The 16,087-nt window shown below is 41.7% G+C and carries 17 protein-coding genes; 11 read left to right on the forward strand and 6 right to left on the reverse strand.

The features are described from left to right. The first annotated feature begins 98 nt into the window (after positions 1-98). Positions 99-2,885, forward strand: coding sequence for a two component system sensor kinase (locus MHN79_RS11685; RefSeq protein WP_239173036.1), 2,787 nt, complete (start codon positions 99-101; stop codon positions 2,883-2,885). Positions 2,886-3,117: 232 nt separating this feature from the next. After that, on the forward strand, positions 3,118-3,696 hold the full coding sequence (locus MHN79_RS11690) for a hypothetical protein (RefSeq protein WP_239173037.1): 579 nt from the start codon (positions 3,118-3,120) through the stop codon (positions 3,694-3,696). A gap of 72 nt (positions 3,697-3,768) precedes the next feature. On the opposite strand, the gene MHN79_RS11695 is transcribed toward MHN79_RS11690, so the two are convergent. The 6 genes from MHN79_RS11695 to MHN79_RS11720 form a co-directional block, all read right to left on the reverse strand. Next, complete coding sequence (locus tag MHN79_RS11695; protein WP_239173038.1) at positions 3,769-4,419, reverse strand: two component system response regulator; 651 nt, start codon at positions 4,417-4,419, stop codon at positions 3,769-3,771. Between the two features lie 267 nt (positions 4,420-4,686). Continuing rightward, positions 4,687-5,736: an EscU/YscU/HrcU family type III secretion system export apparatus switch protein gene (locus MHN79_RS11700; RefSeq protein WP_239173039.1), complete on the reverse strand. Its 1,050-nt coding sequence runs from the start codon at positions 5,734-5,736 to the stop codon at positions 4,687-4,689. Between the two features lie 2 nt (positions 5,737-5,738). Then, positions 5,739-6,521 carry a type III secretion system export apparatus subunit SctT gene (sctT, locus tag MHN79_RS11705; RefSeq protein ID WP_239173040.1) on the reverse strand — a complete coding sequence of 261 codons (783 nt, stop codon included), beginning with the start codon at positions 6,519-6,521 and terminating at the stop codon, positions 5,739-5,741. Then, positions 6,522-6,791: an EscS/YscS/HrcS family type III secretion system export apparatus protein gene (locus MHN79_RS11710; RefSeq protein WP_114785682.1), complete on the reverse strand. Its 270-nt coding sequence runs from the start codon at positions 6,789-6,791 to the stop codon at positions 6,522-6,524. Next, positions 6,788-7,438 (reverse strand): type III secretion system export apparatus subunit SctR, encoded by a 651-nt coding sequence (gene sctR, locus MHN79_RS11715; RefSeq protein WP_239173041.1) that lies wholly within the window; start codon positions 7,436-7,438, stop codon positions 6,788-6,790. The genes MHN79_RS11710 and sctR overlap by 4 nt, the downstream gene beginning before the upstream one ends. A 128-nt stretch (positions 7,439-7,566) precedes the next feature. Next, positions 7,567-7,935: a hypothetical protein gene (locus MHN79_RS11720; RefSeq protein WP_239173042.1), complete on the reverse strand. Its 369-nt coding sequence runs from the start codon at positions 7,933-7,935 to the stop codon at positions 7,567-7,569. Between the two features lie 251 nt (positions 7,936-8,186). On the opposite strand from MHN79_RS11720, the gene ccoN reads away from it, so the two are divergent. The 9 genes from ccoN (at position 8,187) to MHN79_RS11765 (ending at position 16,049) form a co-directional block, all read left to right on the forward strand. Further along, positions 8,187-9,620, forward strand: coding sequence for a cytochrome-c oxidase, cbb3-type subunit I (gene ccoN / locus MHN79_RS11725; RefSeq protein WP_114785679.1), 1,434 nt, complete (start codon positions 8,187-8,189; stop codon positions 9,618-9,620). A 13-nt stretch (positions 9,621-9,633) separates the two neighbouring features. After that, positions 9,634-10,254: a cytochrome-c oxidase, cbb3-type subunit II gene (gene ccoO, locus MHN79_RS11730; protein ID WP_152430430.1), complete on the forward strand. Its 621-nt coding sequence runs from the start codon at positions 9,634-9,636 to the stop codon at positions 10,252-10,254. 15 nt (positions 10,255-10,269) lie between these two features. After that, entirely contained in the window at positions 10,270-10,446 is a 177-nt protein-coding gene (locus MHN79_RS11735) for a cbb3-type cytochrome oxidase subunit 3 (protein WP_114785677.1), read from the forward strand. Beyond that, positions 10,443-11,429, forward strand: a complete 987-nt coding sequence (gene ccoP, locus MHN79_RS11740; RefSeq protein ID WP_160927537.1) for a cytochrome-c oxidase, cbb3-type subunit III — start codon at positions 10,443-10,445, stop codon at positions 11,427-11,429. Before MHN79_RS11735 ends, ccoP begins: the two co-directional genes overlap by 4 nt. 82 nt (positions 11,430-11,511) lie before the next feature. After that, a complete protein-coding gene (locus MHN79_RS11745; protein WP_239173043.1) occupies positions 11,512-11,991 on the forward strand; it encodes a FixH family protein in 480 nt (159 codons plus the stop codon). Further along, positions 11,975-14,371, forward strand: coding sequence for a heavy metal translocating P-type ATPase (locus MHN79_RS11750; protein WP_239173044.1), 2,397 nt, complete (start codon positions 11,975-11,977; stop codon positions 14,369-14,371). Before MHN79_RS11745 ends, MHN79_RS11750 begins: the two co-directional genes overlap by 17 nt. A gap of 5 nt (positions 14,372-14,376) precedes the next feature. Then, on the forward strand, positions 14,377-14,541 hold the full coding sequence (gene ccoS / locus MHN79_RS11755; protein ID WP_239173045.1) for a cbb3-type cytochrome oxidase assembly protein CcoS: 165 nt from the start codon (positions 14,377-14,379) through the stop codon (positions 14,539-14,541). Continuing rightward, positions 14,538-15,209 carry a sulfite exporter TauE/SafE family protein gene (locus MHN79_RS11760; RefSeq protein ID WP_239173046.1) on the forward strand — a complete coding sequence of 224 codons (672 nt, stop codon included), beginning with the start codon at positions 14,538-14,540 and terminating at the stop codon, positions 15,207-15,209. Before ccoS ends, MHN79_RS11760 begins: the two co-directional genes overlap by 4 nt. Before the next feature lie 90 nt (positions 15,210-15,299). Then, entirely contained in the window at positions 15,300-16,049 is a 750-nt protein-coding gene (locus tag MHN79_RS11765) for an FNR family transcription factor (RefSeq protein ID WP_152430435.1), read from the forward strand. The last annotated feature ends 38 nt before the right edge of the window (positions 16,050-16,087 follow it).

Raw genomic sequence — 16,087 nt, forward strand, 5'->3', positions numbered from 1 at the left:
ATCTACGCTTGTCATTCGACGGCAAAGGTGGACCTTAGGCAGTTATTCGCGCTATGGTAGAACTAGAAAAATGAATCTCTACGGCCTTAGGATTGGATATGAAAACTAGCTGGAACTCCTCTCTCGTAACCAAGCTCACCGTCGCATTTGTTTCTGTTTTTATTGGCTTATGGGTCCTAATTCAAATCAGCGCCTTTGATAACACCTATAAAGGCACTCTCAATCAAACACTCAAAAGCTATAACGAAATGGGAGAGATTCGATCTCAGATGAATCAAAGCTTGTTTCAACAAGCCATGGAAGATACACAGCAATTTGAACAGAGACTCGAGCAATTTAAAACGTTAAGGATTGATCCCAATATTGAACTGGTTGCCAGGCAATTTAATATTGGAAAACAAACTTTGGATATTGACCATAAAAAACTCTGGGCTCTGCAAACATTCGGTATTGCTGGGCAGCAACGCTATGTTGACTCCTTTATCATAGAGCCGAATAAACATGTCTCAATTTACTCTGCATCCGAGCGAGAACGGGAACATCAAGAGCAGAGAATTCAAGAGATTATTGACCTTGCTAAGCGTCCGGCCAAAGAGGGTTTTCGCTGGAGTGAGCCTAAGTATGACCGCGAACGCAACAGTGTTTACATTCTGCTGAGTTACACACTGGATCCCAATAATAGTTTGGCTCGTCAGGTTGGCTTTGCGATTAATATTGAAGATGTACTCACAGTTTCCAATGTCTATGCCAAAGATGACATCAATTTATTTATCACCCGAGATGATATTGTCCCTGTATTTGGTCAAATAGGAATAAATGACACGATAAAGAAAGAGTTGAAACAGTTTATTGACTATAACCAGAGTGCTAGTGCTGTCAAAGGTAAACCTAAGTTTCATCAAATCAACAACTTTTATGTGGTGAGTAAATTTATTGATGGCCCAAACTGGCATCAAATTTCGTTAATACCCAAGTCTAAAATTGAAAAGCTGGCCTATGCACCATTTTATAATGAACTTAAGTGGTCTCTCGTATCCTTCGGCCTTATGACCATTATTATGCTTGTCATATTGAGAAAGTCTCTTGCTAACCCCATTCGCAGTTTTGTAGACATCATTAATAGCGATCGACAGCCAACCTTCGATAGGCGCTTATCTGAATCCCGAAAAGACGAACTCGGAGACATTGCAAGGGCCTACAACATGCTACTTGATACAATCAAGTTGAGCTACGATGAATTAGAATCGAAAGTTGAGCTACGAACGGTTGAGTTAGCGCACGCTAAACAGGTCGCAGAAAAAGCAACGGCTAGAAAAAGTGAGCATCTTACGAATATTAGCCACGAAATAAGAACACCGCTTAATGGTATTATTGGTTCGTTGGAATTATTACGAAATACTATTTTAAGTGACCAGCAAGCTGATCTTAGAAACACAGCTTATACATGCGCTAAATCATTATTAAGCATTATTAATAACTTGCTAGATTTTTCGCGTATAGAAGCAGACCAAATTGAATTAAATATTAGCGATAACCCGCTTCTTAAAATCGTAGATGAGGCTATGTTAACCATACAGTCTTACATTATAGATAAACCAATCCAGCTAAAAACTATTGTCAGTTCAAACACTCCAGAAACCAGCTCATTTGATCCTATTCGCGTTAGACAAATCTTAGTTAACTTGTTAGGTAATGCGGCAAAGTTCACTGAGCAAGGTGAGATTGTTTTGTCTATTGATGTCATAGATAACCAACTATGGTTTTGTGTCAAAGATACAGGGCCAGGAATTCGAGAAGATAAGCTCAATGAAGTATTTGAACCTTTCCGACAATCTTCACAGCATCAGGTTGGAACAGGTTTAGGCCTGCCTATTTCACGTAAACTGGCAAATATAATGGGCGGTAGTCTTACAGTAACAAGTGAATATGGTAAAGGTTCAGAATTTATCTTCAAAATGCCTCTGAATGACCCTGGAATGCTTCTACGCCTTAAAGAAGCAGGTATTGAAGCACCTGAAGCACTTCACACACAGATTCAAGCATGGGGCGGTCATTGCATTTCCAGTGACTCTGATGCACTCAAAAGCGAAGAATTTCATTACTTACCTTGGCGTTTATGGAAACGACTATACGAACTGCAACATGGTATTTCCACACAAAACACGCATACAAATCCAAAAGAAATGATTCCATGGAAACTAAAAGTGTTACTTGTCGATGACGTTGAAACCAATCGTGACATAGTGAGCAAAATGCTGATTGAGCTGGGCCAAGAAGTGACATGTGCCAGCAGCGGAAAGATGGCGCTACAATACAGTGAACAGCATGTATTCGATTTGGTATTGATGGATATTAGGATGCCAGAGATCGATGGCTATCAGACGACCAAGCTTTGGCGAGAAAGCGAAACAACGCTAGATACCGACTGCCCAATCATAGCCCTGACTGCAAACGCTAATCCGTCAGAGCATGATAATTCGATAAACCTTATGAACGGCTACCTAACCAAGCCTGTCTCTATGAAAGAACTCGCTAAAGTGTTAGAGCATGCAGCAGAAATTCAAATAGATCGCGACATGCAACCAGACATTAATGTGGAATCAGACACTCCCATTATGGATTTTAATGAAGGCGAATTTACCCAACGCCTTACCAACCACTTTAAAGAAATGGCCAATGCTGCAAGGGAAAGCTTTGCTGATAAGAATTGGTCTGAGCTTAAAGACATCTTACACAATGTAAAAGGCAGTGCAGGACTTGCCGGTGCTTCCAATGTTTTCGATACGGTAAGCACTCTAGAGCATCAAATTGAAAGCGGCCAACAAATAACTGATGAAGAGTTTTCTCTGTTAATCAATGCTCTAGAAAAGTACAACAATAAATAACACGTTGGTTAGTTTTTATATGATTGCGGATTGTATTTACTTTAATTTTTATTGTTCTTTGATCACTTAATGAAAAATTAGATAAATAGAAAAACTTAATCCCGCACGCTTGGAATTTTTCATTCCATTCACTGGTTTTTGTGTTTACGATGGCAAGGTTTAGTTTAGTGGTAACGCTACTCGCGACTTATTGAGGTATTAGATTTAAGGAATTGTTATTAAAAGATTATTAGTGTTAGCGGGAGTGTTTGTCGCATTTATCACGCATGGTACACCTGTGAATTTAGAATATTGCTCAGAGACCGTTATTCAATCCAACAGATTGGAAGCTGGTCAAATGGTGAGAGTTCAGCAGGGAGAGCTAAGAGTCAACGTCTACAGACGGAGTGAGATGGAAGCTATTAAGGCAAAGAACCATGTGGGTAGTAATTTTGATGAAAAGTATCCTTCTTGGTGGCCTAAAGATAGATACCCGCTTAAATATTTTTCCGTAGCAGAGCGTTCAGTTGTTCCAGAGTATTTTGTATTTTGGGACCGCAGCCCTATAAATGGAGCGATAGTAACTCTGATTAGTCATGAATGGTATGATAAATCAGCAGACTTGAGTTATCTGGGTGACGGGTGGCAACCTGGCTTTATCGACTATGAAAACCAAGTATATTATGACACGACAGGTAGGCCTATTAAGTGGGGAGGGAAATCAAAGGGTTTGAAGTTGTCAAAACTACCATTGGTTATTCCTGACTATGAATATGACAAAAAAACAGGAAACATACGACTTCTTTGCCAACAAATCTCACAAGGAATTTAAGTGTACCAATAAAGACTTAACCGCTACCATTTTCACTTGGTAGCGGTCAGTGATTAACAATTAGCAACAGGCCTAAATACCCATCCTGTGCGCCCACTTCATTAAATCTGCTACGTTGTGTGCATCAAGTTTACGCATTATATTCATTCGATGGGTTTCTACCGTCTTTAATCCAATCAGTAACGCTTCTGCAATGTCACGGTTGCGTTTACCTTCGAAGATAAGTTTAAGCACTTGCTTTTCACGTGGTGTTAAAACGGGAATATCGCCTTCTTCAACCAGGCTTAATGCCTCGATGTGTTTGGCATCTAACGCGGGATCTAAAAAGTTTTTCCCCCTAGTGACACTTTTAATCGCCGCAAGTAACGTACTTTTTGACCCATTTTTGAGCACATAACCATTCGAGCCAGCATCTAAAGCTTCGCGGGCTTTCCTTTCCTCTTCAAAGGCAGTTAACACAATAATCATCATGTCAGGCCAGCGTTTACGTAATTGTCGTATTGCTTCTACACCAGACATACCAGGTAAATTGAGATCCATAAAAACCATATCTGGTTTGTGTTTCAAACACTCCTCATAGACGCTCAAACCGTCCGTCACAAAACCAACCAACTCCAAGTTAGGGTAAGGAGCAAGACAACTCTTTAAACCATCGAATATGAGATCATGATCGTCTACAACCAAAATCTTTAACTGAGTGTATTCACCAAATGTCATTGTCATCCTCCACATCCATAAACCGATAGGACTTAGATTTATTATAACTAAACGGTTATGAACTTATTGATGCTATTGATAGTTAATCTAACACTCAGTGGGAAGTTATCAAGAATGTTTTTCATTTAAGTGATGTAAATTGGTACCAATGATGAAAGAAAGCCGCAAAACGGTCAAACTTTAGACAATGGTTGGGCCTTCTTTTTGCATGATTGTAGTATTTGACATGTTTAAGCTGGCGTTGGAGCAAATAACGTTTAGGACATAAACACTTTAGTCATCACCATCATAGGATACATTCATTACTACTCGAAGTAGCTCAGCTACAGGTTCGAATAAGGATTCAGGAATTACCTGACCAGACTCAACTTGATTAAACAAGGCTCTTGCCAGCGGTACATTTTCTACCATTGGTATGGCGTGTTCTTCTGCCATATCTACCACATGAAGCGCCATATGATCTTGTGCTTTATCTAAAACCACAGGTAGAGGCGTTTCATCAGCTTGATAGTACAAACAGACTGCAATATGAGTTGGGTTTCGAACTATGACAGTTGATTTTTTAACATTTTGCATAAGCGAGCCATTTGCTGTTTCTCTCTGGAGCTCTCGGCGCTTTTGTTTAACTTCTGGGTTACCCTCAGTTTCCTTATATTCTTGCTTCGTATCATCTTTAGACATTTTCAACTCTTTCATTGTTTGAAAATGCACGAAGGCATAGTCTGCAACTGCAAACACCAAGTAACAGATTAAAAATGCGCCCCAAAGCCATTTCACCAGAGTGAAAGTCACGGTAACACCACACTCAGCACCGCAAGAAGGTAAGTATTGAAACATGTTAACATGTTGATGAAGTAGGTAATAAAAAACTACCGTCAAAACTAAAATTTTAAGTATATTTTTTAATAACGCGAATACACTTTTCATTGAAAAAATATTCTTAGCATTATTAATTATATTAATTTTATTAAAACTTGGAGTGAGGCTTTCTGATGCCCACACTGGGCCAGTTTGGGCCATACAACTGATGACCACTGTGATTACAAGAATAACAACCAGCCCAGCCATAAAACGGAGCATAATAAAAACAAACGCGGCCAGCACAGACTCGGCAGCAATCTTGATTGGAAGGTTTATCGAGTTGATTGAAATCTCGATCATCTTCCAGACTGCGTCCATCATTCCCTGCCCTTCAACGACAAAATAACCAAGAATCACCGCCATTTGAAGCCCTGTTACAATTTCAGTGCTTTTTATAACTTGGCCTTTTTTACGAGCGTCTTTTAGGCGTTTATGTGTGGGTTTCTCAGTTTTTTCGGCCATAGTTATCCCTTAATTAGCTGGAATAAAGTAGAGATTTTTCCTTCAAACTGATTGATTTGAGTAAGGTAATGAGAAAGAGCAAAATGCATACTTACCAGCAGTAGGAAAACAACCAGAATACTTTTGATAGGCATTGATAAGAAGAATACGTTGAGTTGCTCCACTGAGCGGTTAACAAGACCTAGACCAACGTCGACCAAAATCATTACAACCATCGCAGGCAAAGCGAAACTTAAACACATGTCTGACATCATTTGCCATTGCTGACCAATGAAGATAAGTAGCTCACTATTAAATGACAACACTGACTCAGGCGGGAGCGAAGAATACGACTGATATAGAGCAGTAAGCAGAGCGTTAAACCCTCCTGTCACCAGAAATAACACGCCTAGAACTTGAGTAAACAACATACCAAATATCGAAGATTGCAGTCCCATTAGTGGATTCAACACTGTCGACATTGAAGCGCCTCGCATGGTGTCGATGACAAAACCAGCCATATCTATTGCCCAAAAGGGGATTGCCGCACAAAAACCCACAATGAGGCCTATCAGTAATTCCTCACCATAAACCCAAATAAGTTCAACCAACGGCTTGGAAGAAAAATCAGCAGGATGGGCTTGCATCATAGGTATAACAGGAAGCGCGAACATTAAAATGAGCGCGTTACGAATAAGCCCACTTCCCATCGCCCCGCCTTTAAAAAGTGGCAGCATCAACATCATACCTAATGGACGCATCATGCATAGAGCAAGGATTGGTACATATTCATTCAGGGCAGACATCTAGCCTCCTACGTAACCAATTTGGTCAAAAGCGAGTCCAGCATAATTGAGCAATGTGCTACCCATCCAATGATAACTGACAGCTAAAGTAATACAGACAGCGACGAGCTTTATCAAAAACTGTAACGATTGGTCTTGAATCTGAGTAAGAGCCTGGAATAAACTGACTAGAATCCCTACTACTGACGCAACCAGCACAACTGGCATAGAAAGTATCAGCACAAGCCATAGTAATTCTGAGGTAAAGTGGACGATAACAGCTTCATTCATGAGAAAGACCCCATAAGCTGACCAATAAGCTTATCCCAACCGCCCATAAGTATAAAAATAAGTAGTTTGAACGGCAGAGCTATTGTCATTGGTGATACCATCATCATACCCATCGCGAGTAATATGTTGGACACAATTAAGTCAATGGCAACAAACGGCAGATATAACAAGAAACCAATTTTAAATGCTTCAATTAACTGACTTAAAGTAAATGCGGGTACCATGACAAGAAGCGAATCTTTGGACAGTTCATTTTGGTACTGTTCAGGCCAAATATCATGTCCTACCTTAGAAAAAAACTGAATTTGTGTTTCACTCGTGTTATGGCTTAAAAATTGGTGATACGGAGCAATTATCTGACTGGACACTTGTGTGAAAAGGTCAGGAGAGCTCCAATCTATAGGATGCGCTATTAGATTGTCACGAATAGCTAAGCCAACAGGAGCCATAGTAAACATGGTTAAGATCAAAGCTAAACCATATATTGCCATATTGGGTGGGATCTGCTGGATTCCCAACGCATTTCGCAGCATCGAGAAAACAATTGACAGTTTTAAAAACGATGTCCCCATGACTGCAAATAACGGCAGTAAAGATAGACAGAATAATACAACGATAAGTTGAATCGGGTTGTCCAGTAAGGCCATACGTATCTCCTCTTACACTCAGAGTATAAGTCTGCTACATATGGCACTTTTATAATATCAGGTGAGGACCTGAGATTAATTCAGTCTAAATTTATCATTTGAATATTTTGAAAACACCCCAGTTACTTTTAATTTTTAACGAAAAAAGAGACTTTTAATGGGTCCGCCGAATTTTTGTTTTTGAAATAAAATTCAATAACTTGATTTGTAGAAATTGGAACTTTCCAAGTCGTTTCGTTTTCTTCTATTCCCAGTGATTGATCTGGGTTGATCATTGTCCAACCGCCTGTTGGTTTTATTATGATTAACTTAGCGCCTTCTAAATAAGCAATTAGAGAACTATCATTAATATTAACCGTACACTTTGGGGTTAAATTGCACTCGAGTTTATCCTGCTTGTCGTAATCCAAAGTACGCCATGTAAACGCTGCAACCAAAAGGGTTAACATGATGATAATTTGGGCAAAACGACCAGGGGTAAGTTTTTCGGCTGCCATGCGGTAGTCTTCTCCGTGTAACAAACTTCAAAGTTTTAGAATAAAAGGTCAATACCAGACCAAGTGTAAGGGTACTACACTGTCATTGATATACTAAATGCAGTATAGTTGCCGGCTGAAAATGCCACTTTTTTCAAAATCCACAAGGAAGTTTAACCAGTTGTTTAGTAGTAACTTTCTAGATGATTTGGGTGGCATTACGACATGAGTCGTGTTGGAAGTAAAGTGTAGTTAATTAAAAAATTGGAAGCATGCAAATGAGCCAAGAAAAGCAGCTTGAACAAAACTACAACTATACGGTCGTCCGCCAATTTACCCTAGTTACAATTTTATGGGGCATTGTCGGTATGGGCGTTGGTGTTTTGATTGCCGCTCAATTAGTTTGGCCACAGCTAAACTTTGATACGCCGTGGTTGACGTACAGTCGCTTACGTCCTCTGCATACTAATGCGGTTATTTTTGCGTTTGGTACTAGTGCACTGTTCGCAACATCTTACTATGTTGTGCAGCGTACCTGCCAAACTCGTCTATTTGGTGGCCCTCTCGTTGCCTTTACCTTTTGGGGTTGGCAAGCCGTTATTCTATCAGCAGCAATAACGCTACCTATGGGAATGACTACCAGCAAAGAATACGCAGAGTTAGAGTGGCCGATTGATATTGGCATAGCCTTGGTCTGGGTTTCTTATGCGGTAGTGTTCTTTGGAACGCTAGTCAAACGTAAAACATCCCATATATATGTAGCTAACTGGTTCTTTGGTGCCTTTATCATTACGGTCGCTGTCCTTCATATCGTAAACAGTATGGCTATCCCCGTCTCTTTGACTAAGTCCTACTCAATATACTCTGGTGCTGTCGATGCCATGGTACAGTGGTGGTACGGGCACAACGCTGTAGGCTTCCTATTGACTGCTGGTTTCCTCGGTATGATGTACTATTTTGTCCCAAAGCAAGCTGAACGTCCTGTTTATTCTTATCGCCTTTCTATCGTTCACTTCTGGGCACTTATCTCATTGTATATCTGGGCCGGTCCGCACCATTTGCACTACACCGCATTGCCTGACTGGACACAATCAATCGGTATGGTGATGTCTCTTGTTTTGTTCGCTCCTTCATGGGGTGGCATGATTAACGGCATCATGACGCTTTCCGGCGCGTGGCACAAGCTTCGCTATGACCCAATACTGAGATTCCTTATCGTTTCACTCTCTTTCTATGGTATGTCCACTTTTGAAGGCCCAATGATGTCAATCAAGACGGTCAACGCGCTATCTCACTACACCGACTGGACGATAGGACATGTTCACTCAGGGGCGCTTGGTTGGGTTGCTATGGTGTCCATTGGTTCTGTCTACCACCTAGTTCCACGATTATTTGGTCAAGAACGTATGTACTCCGTGAGTATGGTCAATGCACATTTCTGGCTTGCAACAATCGGTACTGTTCTTTATATCGTTGCGATGTGGATTTCGGGAGTAATGCAGGGCTTGATGTGGCGAGCTGTTAACTCAGACGGAACACTAACCTATAGTTTTGTTGAGTCTGTACAAGCGTCGTATCCGTTCTATTTTGTACGTTTCCTTGGTGGCGCCATATTCCTTACAGGGATGCTGCTCATGGCTTATAACACGTACAAAACAGTATCTGCACCAAAGGATAGCTTAAAAGCTGTCCCGCACCCAGCATAAGGAGATGAAAAGAATGAGTTCTAATTCTAGTAATCGCCACGAAATTGTTGAACGTAATGTCGGGCTTCTAGCGATTCTCATCGTGTTTGCAATAAGCTTGGGTGCGCTTGTGGAAATAACACCGCTTATATTCCAAAAACAAACAACAGAGCCCGTTGAGAACTTGCGTCCATACACTGCCCTACAACTTGAAGGTAGGGACATATACATCCGCGAAGGGTGTAACGTATGTCATAGCCAGATGGTTCGCCCATTTCGAGCTGAGACTGAACGATACGGTCATTACTCTATTGCGGGTGAAAGTGTATGGGAGCATCCATTCCTTTGGGGTTCAAAACGTACAGGGCCTGATCTAGCTCGTGTGGGTGGACGCTACTCTGACGAATGGCATCGAGTTCACCTTATCAACCCACGAGAGCTGGTTCCAGAATCAAATATGCCAGGATTCCCATGGTTAGCTGATAATGTACTGGATGGTAAGTACACTCAGAAGAAGATGCAAATTTTCCGTGATCAGTTTGGTGTTCCCTACACAGATGAACAAATCACAAATGCGTCAAAAGATGTAGAAGGTAAAACAGAGATGGATGCCATCATTGCTTACCTTCAGTCTCTTGGTCACGCAATGAAGTAAGCAAGAGGTGAGATTATGGATATAGGTACTATTCACGGTATTTGGACCATAGTGCTGTTCGTATGTTTTATAGGCGTAGTATGGTGGGCGTTCGGTAAAAGCCGTAAAGCCCGTTTTGAAGAAGCTGCGAACCTTGTTTTTGCTGATGAAGAGCAAACACCCTCTAAAGAACAAGGAGTGACTAAACAATGACGACATTTTGGAGTCTTTGGATAATCATCATTACAGTCGGTACATTAGTAGGCTGTGCTGCGATATTGATTTGGTGCCTTAAAGACAAAACAGGCATTGAAGAAGGCGCAGATATGGGTCACGAATATGATGGTATTCGTGAATTAAATAACCCACTGCCTAAATGGTGGACGTATTTGTTTGTCGGTACGTTTCTATTTGCGGCGATATACTTTGCACTTTACCCAGGCATGGGAAGCTTTAAGGGCTTACTTGGCTGGCAGAGTTCTGACCAAACTGTGACAACGCTTGAGGAATCTAAAGCATCTATAGCTGAAGCGCAGAAAGATAAACGTCTTGTTCAATATGCCAAAGAGTTAGACGATGCTGATGCATACTTTGGAAAAGCATTTAAACGCCTCGCCTACGTAGATGGCGGAGAGCAATTACGCTCCGTACCTGAAATTGCAGCAGACCCAGAGGCGTTAAAAGTAGGACAGCGTTTATTCTTGCAAAACTGCTCTCAGTGTCATGGCTCAGATGCACGTGGCCAAAAAGGCTTTCCTAATTTAACTGATGACGACTGGCTTTATGGTGGTGAACCAGAAGCGATTGTTACTACCCTTTTGCATGGCCGTGTAGGACAAATGCCGGCTTGGAAAGATGCTTTGGGTGAACAAGGCGTTAAAGAAGTCGTTAGCTATACTCTTAGCCTATCAGGGCGCTCGGTCAATGCACGAGAAGCCGAAGCAGGCAAAGCTCGCTTTGTCGTTTGTGCAGCCTGTCATGGAACAGACGGTAAAGGTAACCCAGCAGTCGGCGCTCCAAATTTAACCGATCAAGTTTGGTTGTATGGAGGTTCTCGCGCTGATGTAACCGAGACGCTAATGAATGGCCGGTCGGGTGTAATGCCCGCTTGGAAAGACATTCTTGGCGAGGATAAAATCCAGCTTGTTTCTTCTTATGTTTGGAGTCTGAGCAACTCAGATTCTGAAAAAGAGTAAGTGTTCAATAACAGCCCCTTCTTTAGGGGCTGCCTTTCTTGTAGATTAACTCTAGTGTCTTTAGATATGTGCGAGCTTTTTTATGGTAAAACCTTGGTATAAGCAGTTTTGGCCCTGGTTCTTAATTATACTGCCAATGACAGTTGTAGTTTGGACCATCATCACTGTGATTGTTTTTTCAAACAACTCGGTGTCTCTCGTAACTGAAGATTACTATAAGAAGGGCAAAGCTATAAATATCGACATTTCAAAGATTAATGTCGCAAGAGATCTTGAGCTATCCGCGACTGTGTCCTCAGAAAATAATGATGTAGTGATCAGTTTTAACAAAGGTCAACTCAAGCATTACCCAGCGATAACAGCCTTGTTCGCTCATCGAACCCTACCCGATAGAGATTTTACTAAACTACTTACATCAGACGCAGGTGGGCAATACAGGCTTACACTTGATAAGTCACTCCAAGGGCCCTGGTTTATTGAATTAACACCCCATGATGAGCAATGGCTTATCCAAGGGCGAGTGACCTTCCCTACTGAGGCCAACGTTGAACTCACAAAATAACCTCACCTTACCTTCTCCGTGCTACCACTGCGGAGAAGAAGTACCAGATAATACAAATTTCAGCGTTGAAATTTTAGGCCAAAAGAGAGTCATGTGCTGCCCCGGATGCGAAAGCGTCGCGCAAACGATTCTCGATAGTGGCCTTGTGTCTTATTACCAATATCGAACCACCCCTGCACAAAAAGCCGAGTTAATACCTGAGCAACTCCAAACTCTAATCCACTACGACAATGAAGAGGTGCAATCGGAGTTTGTACGCCATAAAGAGCAACATTCCGAGGTGACGTTGTCACTAGAGGGTGTGTCATGTGCTGCATGTGCATGGCTGATTGAAAAACAACTTGCATCACAAAACGGCGTTGTGTCTATGCGGGTCAATACTACAACTCATAGAGCAGTTTTGGTTTGGGATAAAGCTCAAGCACAACTTAGTGAATTACTATCTGCCATACACAGACTCGGGTACAAGGCTGCACCTTTTGAGGCAGACAAGCAAGAAGCAACCTATCACAAACAGATGAAACAGTACTTGTATAGGCTCGGTATTGCGGGGCTAGCAACAATGCAAGTCATGATGCTGGCTGTTGCTCTTTATCTAGAAGTGTTTGGGGATTTAGAGCCGGAATTCAAAAATTACTTCCGCTGGGTGAGTTTAATCTTTGCTACGCCTGTGATGCTGTATTCCGCACTGCCTTTTTATATCAACGCATGGAGAAGTATTCAGGGAAAAACTCTGGGCATGGATGTTCCTGTATCTTTGGCTATGATCTTTGCCTATGTCTCAAGTCTAATCGCTACTGTAACAGAGTCTGGAGAAGTTTTTTTCGAATCTATCTCTATGTTTGCTTTTTTCCTGCTTCTTGGCCGGTTCCTAGAGATGCGTGCAAGGAGAAAAGCGGCAGCGGCAAGTGGTAACTTGCTTAAACTCATCCCAGCCATGGCCACACTATTAGATGGTGAGCAAGTTCCGGTAAAAACGCTCAAAGTGGGTGATCGTGTTCGTGTCTTACCCGGTGAAAATATTCCATCAGATGGCAAGATAGTGCTAGGTCGAGTACATATTGATGAGTCCATGTTGACTGGCGAGTCCATTCCTGTAGTCAAAAATGTGGATGACTATGTTTATGCGGGCACCATGAATGGCGAAGAATCATTTGAGCTTGAAGTCACGTCAACAAAAGCAGATTCAATGATCTCTAGTATTATACGGCTTCAGGATGAAGCTCAACTATCAAAGCCTAGAATTGCTCAAATTGCTGATGTCGTGGCGCGTTACTTTGTTGCTGTTATTCTCATCACAGCAGCCAGCACTTGGATTTATTGGCACCAAACTAAGCCAGATGATGCATTTTGGATCATGCTATCTGTTCTAGTGGCAACATGCCCATGCGCGCTTTCATTGGCAACACCTACTGCCCTAACATGCGCGACATCAAGGTTAGGAAATCTGGGGATACTTCTTCGCAAAGGTCATGTTTTTGAGACCCTATGTAAGGTCAACCATCTCGTTATAGACAAAACTGGCACCTTAACCCATGGAGAGATAGTGATTAGTGATATACAAACTTTCTCCTCTCTTTCAGAAATTGAAGTTTCACAGATAGCTTCTTCAATCGAGTCTCATGCAAATCATCCAATAGCACGAGCATTCGACACCTATAGAAACCCCAATATTCATGTGTCGGATGTTGAGAATATTATAGGGTCTGGCCTAGTAGGCAACTACCATGGAAGCATAGTCAAAATAGGTAGTGCTTCCTTTGTTCTAAACACTCATCACACCACTAAGCCTAACCAAATTTACATGTCTCTAGACGGTGAGCACATAGCGACATTTACTTATCAAGACCCAATTCGCGCGGAATCTAAAGCCTTTATTGACCGCTTTCAGCAAGTAGGAATCTCTGTCACTCTTCTTACAGGAGACTCACATCAAAATGCCGAGCTAACAGCCAATGAAATTGGTATTAAAAAAGTAGTATCTGAGGCAAAACCAGAAGATAAACTCAACTATCTTAACAGCTTAGATAAAACAGAAATTACCATGATGCTTGGCGACGGCATTAACGACGCTCCAACTTTAGCAGGCGCTCATTTGTCAGTCGCTATGGGCGGAGGCACTGATGCAGCGAAGGCATCGGCAGATATGGTCCTACTTGGCGATCAATTGGACAGAGTATTGGCAGCTAGAGACTTGGCATTACAGACACGTAATATAATACGCGAGAATTTAGCTTGGTCACTTGGCTACAATGCACTCATCCTTCCGCTAGCCGTCGCTGGTTTAGTTGCCCCATATTTTGCTGTTATTGGTATGTCTGCAAGCTCGATTATAGTAGTATCTAACTCTCTTCGTTTGCTGAAAGAAAAACAAGGTTAGTAATCATGGAAAGCCTTTATATCTTAATCCCGATAGCCATTGTTTTAGTCTGTGTTGCAATCGCCATTTTTATCTGGGCAGTAAAGAGCGAGCAGTTTGAAGACTTGGAACGTCAGGGCCATAATATTTTGTTCGAAGACGACAACGAAGATGAGAACACTCCTAAATGACACCTGACTGGCTCGGCGCATTTTTAATCGGCATAATTGGGGCTGGACATTGTATGGGGATGTGCGGTGGTATTGCATCTTTGCTAAGTTCCAACGCTCCTTCACAATCAGTCCTAGTCCCTATCTTTTATAATTTAGGTAGACTGACGAGTTACGGTGTTATAGGTGCTATTGTTGGCGGCGCTATTTCTACTGTCGCAGAATTTAGCCAAGTTAACCAATCACTGACTTGGTTACGGTTAATTGCCGCCCTGTTCATGATTCTACTCGCTTGTTACATAGGTAAATGGTGGCACGGCTTGGTCTATATTGAGCGTTTGGGTCAAAAGCTATGGAAAAGGATAGCCCCTGCTGGTCAATCACTCTTACCACTAAAGTCCCCTCTTTATGCTCTTCCTTTCGGTTTAGTCTGGGGATGGCTTCCGTGTGGACTCGTCTATTCTACATTGACTTGGGCAGCGGTTTCAGGCAGTGCATTAAATGGTGCCTTTATTATGGTGGCATTTGGTCTGGGGACAATGCCGGCCATGTTATTTATCGGTATCGGTGTCAGTCACACAAACAAACTCCAAAAATCCAATTTCCTTCGCCAATCTGGCGCTGTCATCATTTTGCTTTATGGACTCTATACCGTTCAACAAACAATAACCTTACTATCAGCAAGTTGATATGCTCTTGTTTTTTGTAGGTTTATTCTACTACCTTTTCCAAACAATGAGTGCTAAAATGTTGATGTATATCAATTTGTGAAGTTTGTTATGATTCCTGAAAAGCCTGCGACAAAACGTATCCAATCCGGTGGTTGTGCAATTCACTGTCAAGACTGTAGTATCAGTCAGTTGTGCATACCTTTCACTCTCAATGAAAACGAACTAGACCAACTCGATCAAATTATTGAACGAAAAAGGCCTATACAAAAAGGACAGGAACTGTTTAAAGCGGGAGATAGTTTAAAATCTCTCTACGCCATTCGCTCAGGGACTATCAAAAGTTACACAATAACCGAGCAAGGGGATGAGCAGATTACTGCTTTCCACTTAGCAGGCGATCTTGTCGGATTTGATGCTATTACAGAAGATTCTCACCCAAGCTTTGCTCAAGCGCTCGAGACATCTATGGTATGTGAAATCCCATACGAAACCCTTGATGATCTATCGGGTAAAATGCCCAAGCTTAGACAGCAGATCATGCGTTTGATGAGCAGCGAAATTAAGGGTGACCAAGATATGATTCTTCTACTCTCTAAAAAGAATGCAGAAGAACGTCTAGCGGCTTTTTTATATAACCTATCAACAAGATTTTCCCAAAGAGGATTTAGTCCGAGAGAGTTTCGTCTTACGATGACAAGAGGAGATATCGGTAATTACCTTGGGTTAACTGTTGAAACCATATCGCGATTACTAGGACGCTTTCAAAAGTCGGAAATTTTGAGTGTAAAAGGTAAGTATATCACTATCCTAGACCATGATACTCTTATGGAACTCGCAGGTGTATCTTCAGAATCCTAATAAGTTCAATGACGTAGCTCAAAACTGAGCTGCGTCAT

Origin of the sequence: Vibrio sp. Of14-4 (assembly GCF_022347625.1) — a bacterium.
GTDB classification, from domain to species: Bacteria; Pseudomonadota; Gammaproteobacteria; order Enterobacterales; family Vibrionaceae; genus Vibrio; species Vibrio pristinus.

What these genes read in the sequence shown, in the direction of transcription:
- ccoN (WP_114785679.1), top strand. Translation starts at nt 8,187, where the DNA reads ATGCAAATGAGCCAAGAAAAGCAGCTTGAACAAAACTACAACTATACG.
- MHN79_RS11745 (WP_239173043.1), top strand. Translation starts at nt 11,512, where the DNA reads ATGGTAAAACCTTGGTATAAGCAGTTTTGGCCCTGGTTCTTAATTATA.
- MHN79_RS11710 (WP_114785682.1), bottom strand. Translation starts at nt 6,791, where the DNA reads ATGAATGAAGCTGTTATCGTCCACTTTACCTCAGAATTACTATGGCTT.
- sctT (WP_239173040.1), bottom strand. Translation starts at nt 6,521, where the DNA reads ATGTCTGCCCTGAATGAATATGTACCAATCCTTGCTCTATGCATGATG.
- sctR (WP_239173041.1), bottom strand. Translation starts at nt 7,438, where the DNA reads ATGGCCTTACTGGACAACCCGATTCAACTTATCGTTGTATTATTCTGT.
- ccoO (WP_152430430.1), top strand. Translation starts at nt 9,634, where the DNA reads ATGAGTTCTAATTCTAGTAATCGCCACGAAATTGTTGAACGTAATGTC.
- MHN79_RS11685 (WP_239173036.1), top strand. Translation starts at nt 99, where the DNA reads ATGAAAACTAGCTGGAACTCCTCTCTCGTAACCAAGCTCACCGTCGCA.
- MHN79_RS11695 (WP_239173038.1), bottom strand. Translation starts at nt 4,419, where the DNA reads ATGACAATGACATTTGGTGAATACACTCAGTTAAAGATTTTGGTTGTA.
- MHN79_RS11700 (WP_239173039.1), bottom strand. Translation starts at nt 5,736, where the DNA reads ATGGCCGAAAAAACTGAGAAACCCACACATAAACGCCTAAAAGACGCT.
- ccoS (WP_239173045.1), top strand. Translation starts at nt 14,377, where the DNA reads ATGGAAAGCCTTTATATCTTAATCCCGATAGCCATTGTTTTAGTCTGT.
- MHN79_RS11765 (WP_152430435.1), top strand. Translation starts at nt 15,300, where the DNA reads ATGATTCCTGAAAAGCCTGCGACAAAACGTATCCAATCCGGTGGTTGT.
- MHN79_RS11720 (WP_239173042.1), bottom strand. Translation starts at nt 7,935, where the DNA reads ATGGCAGCCGAAAAACTTACCCCTGGTCGTTTTGCCCAAATTATCATC.
- ccoP (WP_160927537.1), top strand. Translation starts at nt 10,443, where the DNA reads ATGACGACATTTTGGAGTCTTTGGATAATCATCATTACAGTCGGTACA.
- MHN79_RS11735 (WP_114785677.1), top strand. Translation starts at nt 10,270, where the DNA reads ATGGATATAGGTACTATTCACGGTATTTGGACCATAGTGCTGTTCGTA.
- MHN79_RS11760 (WP_239173046.1), top strand. Translation starts at nt 14,538, where the DNA reads ATGACACCTGACTGGCTCGGCGCATTTTTAATCGGCATAATTGGGGCT.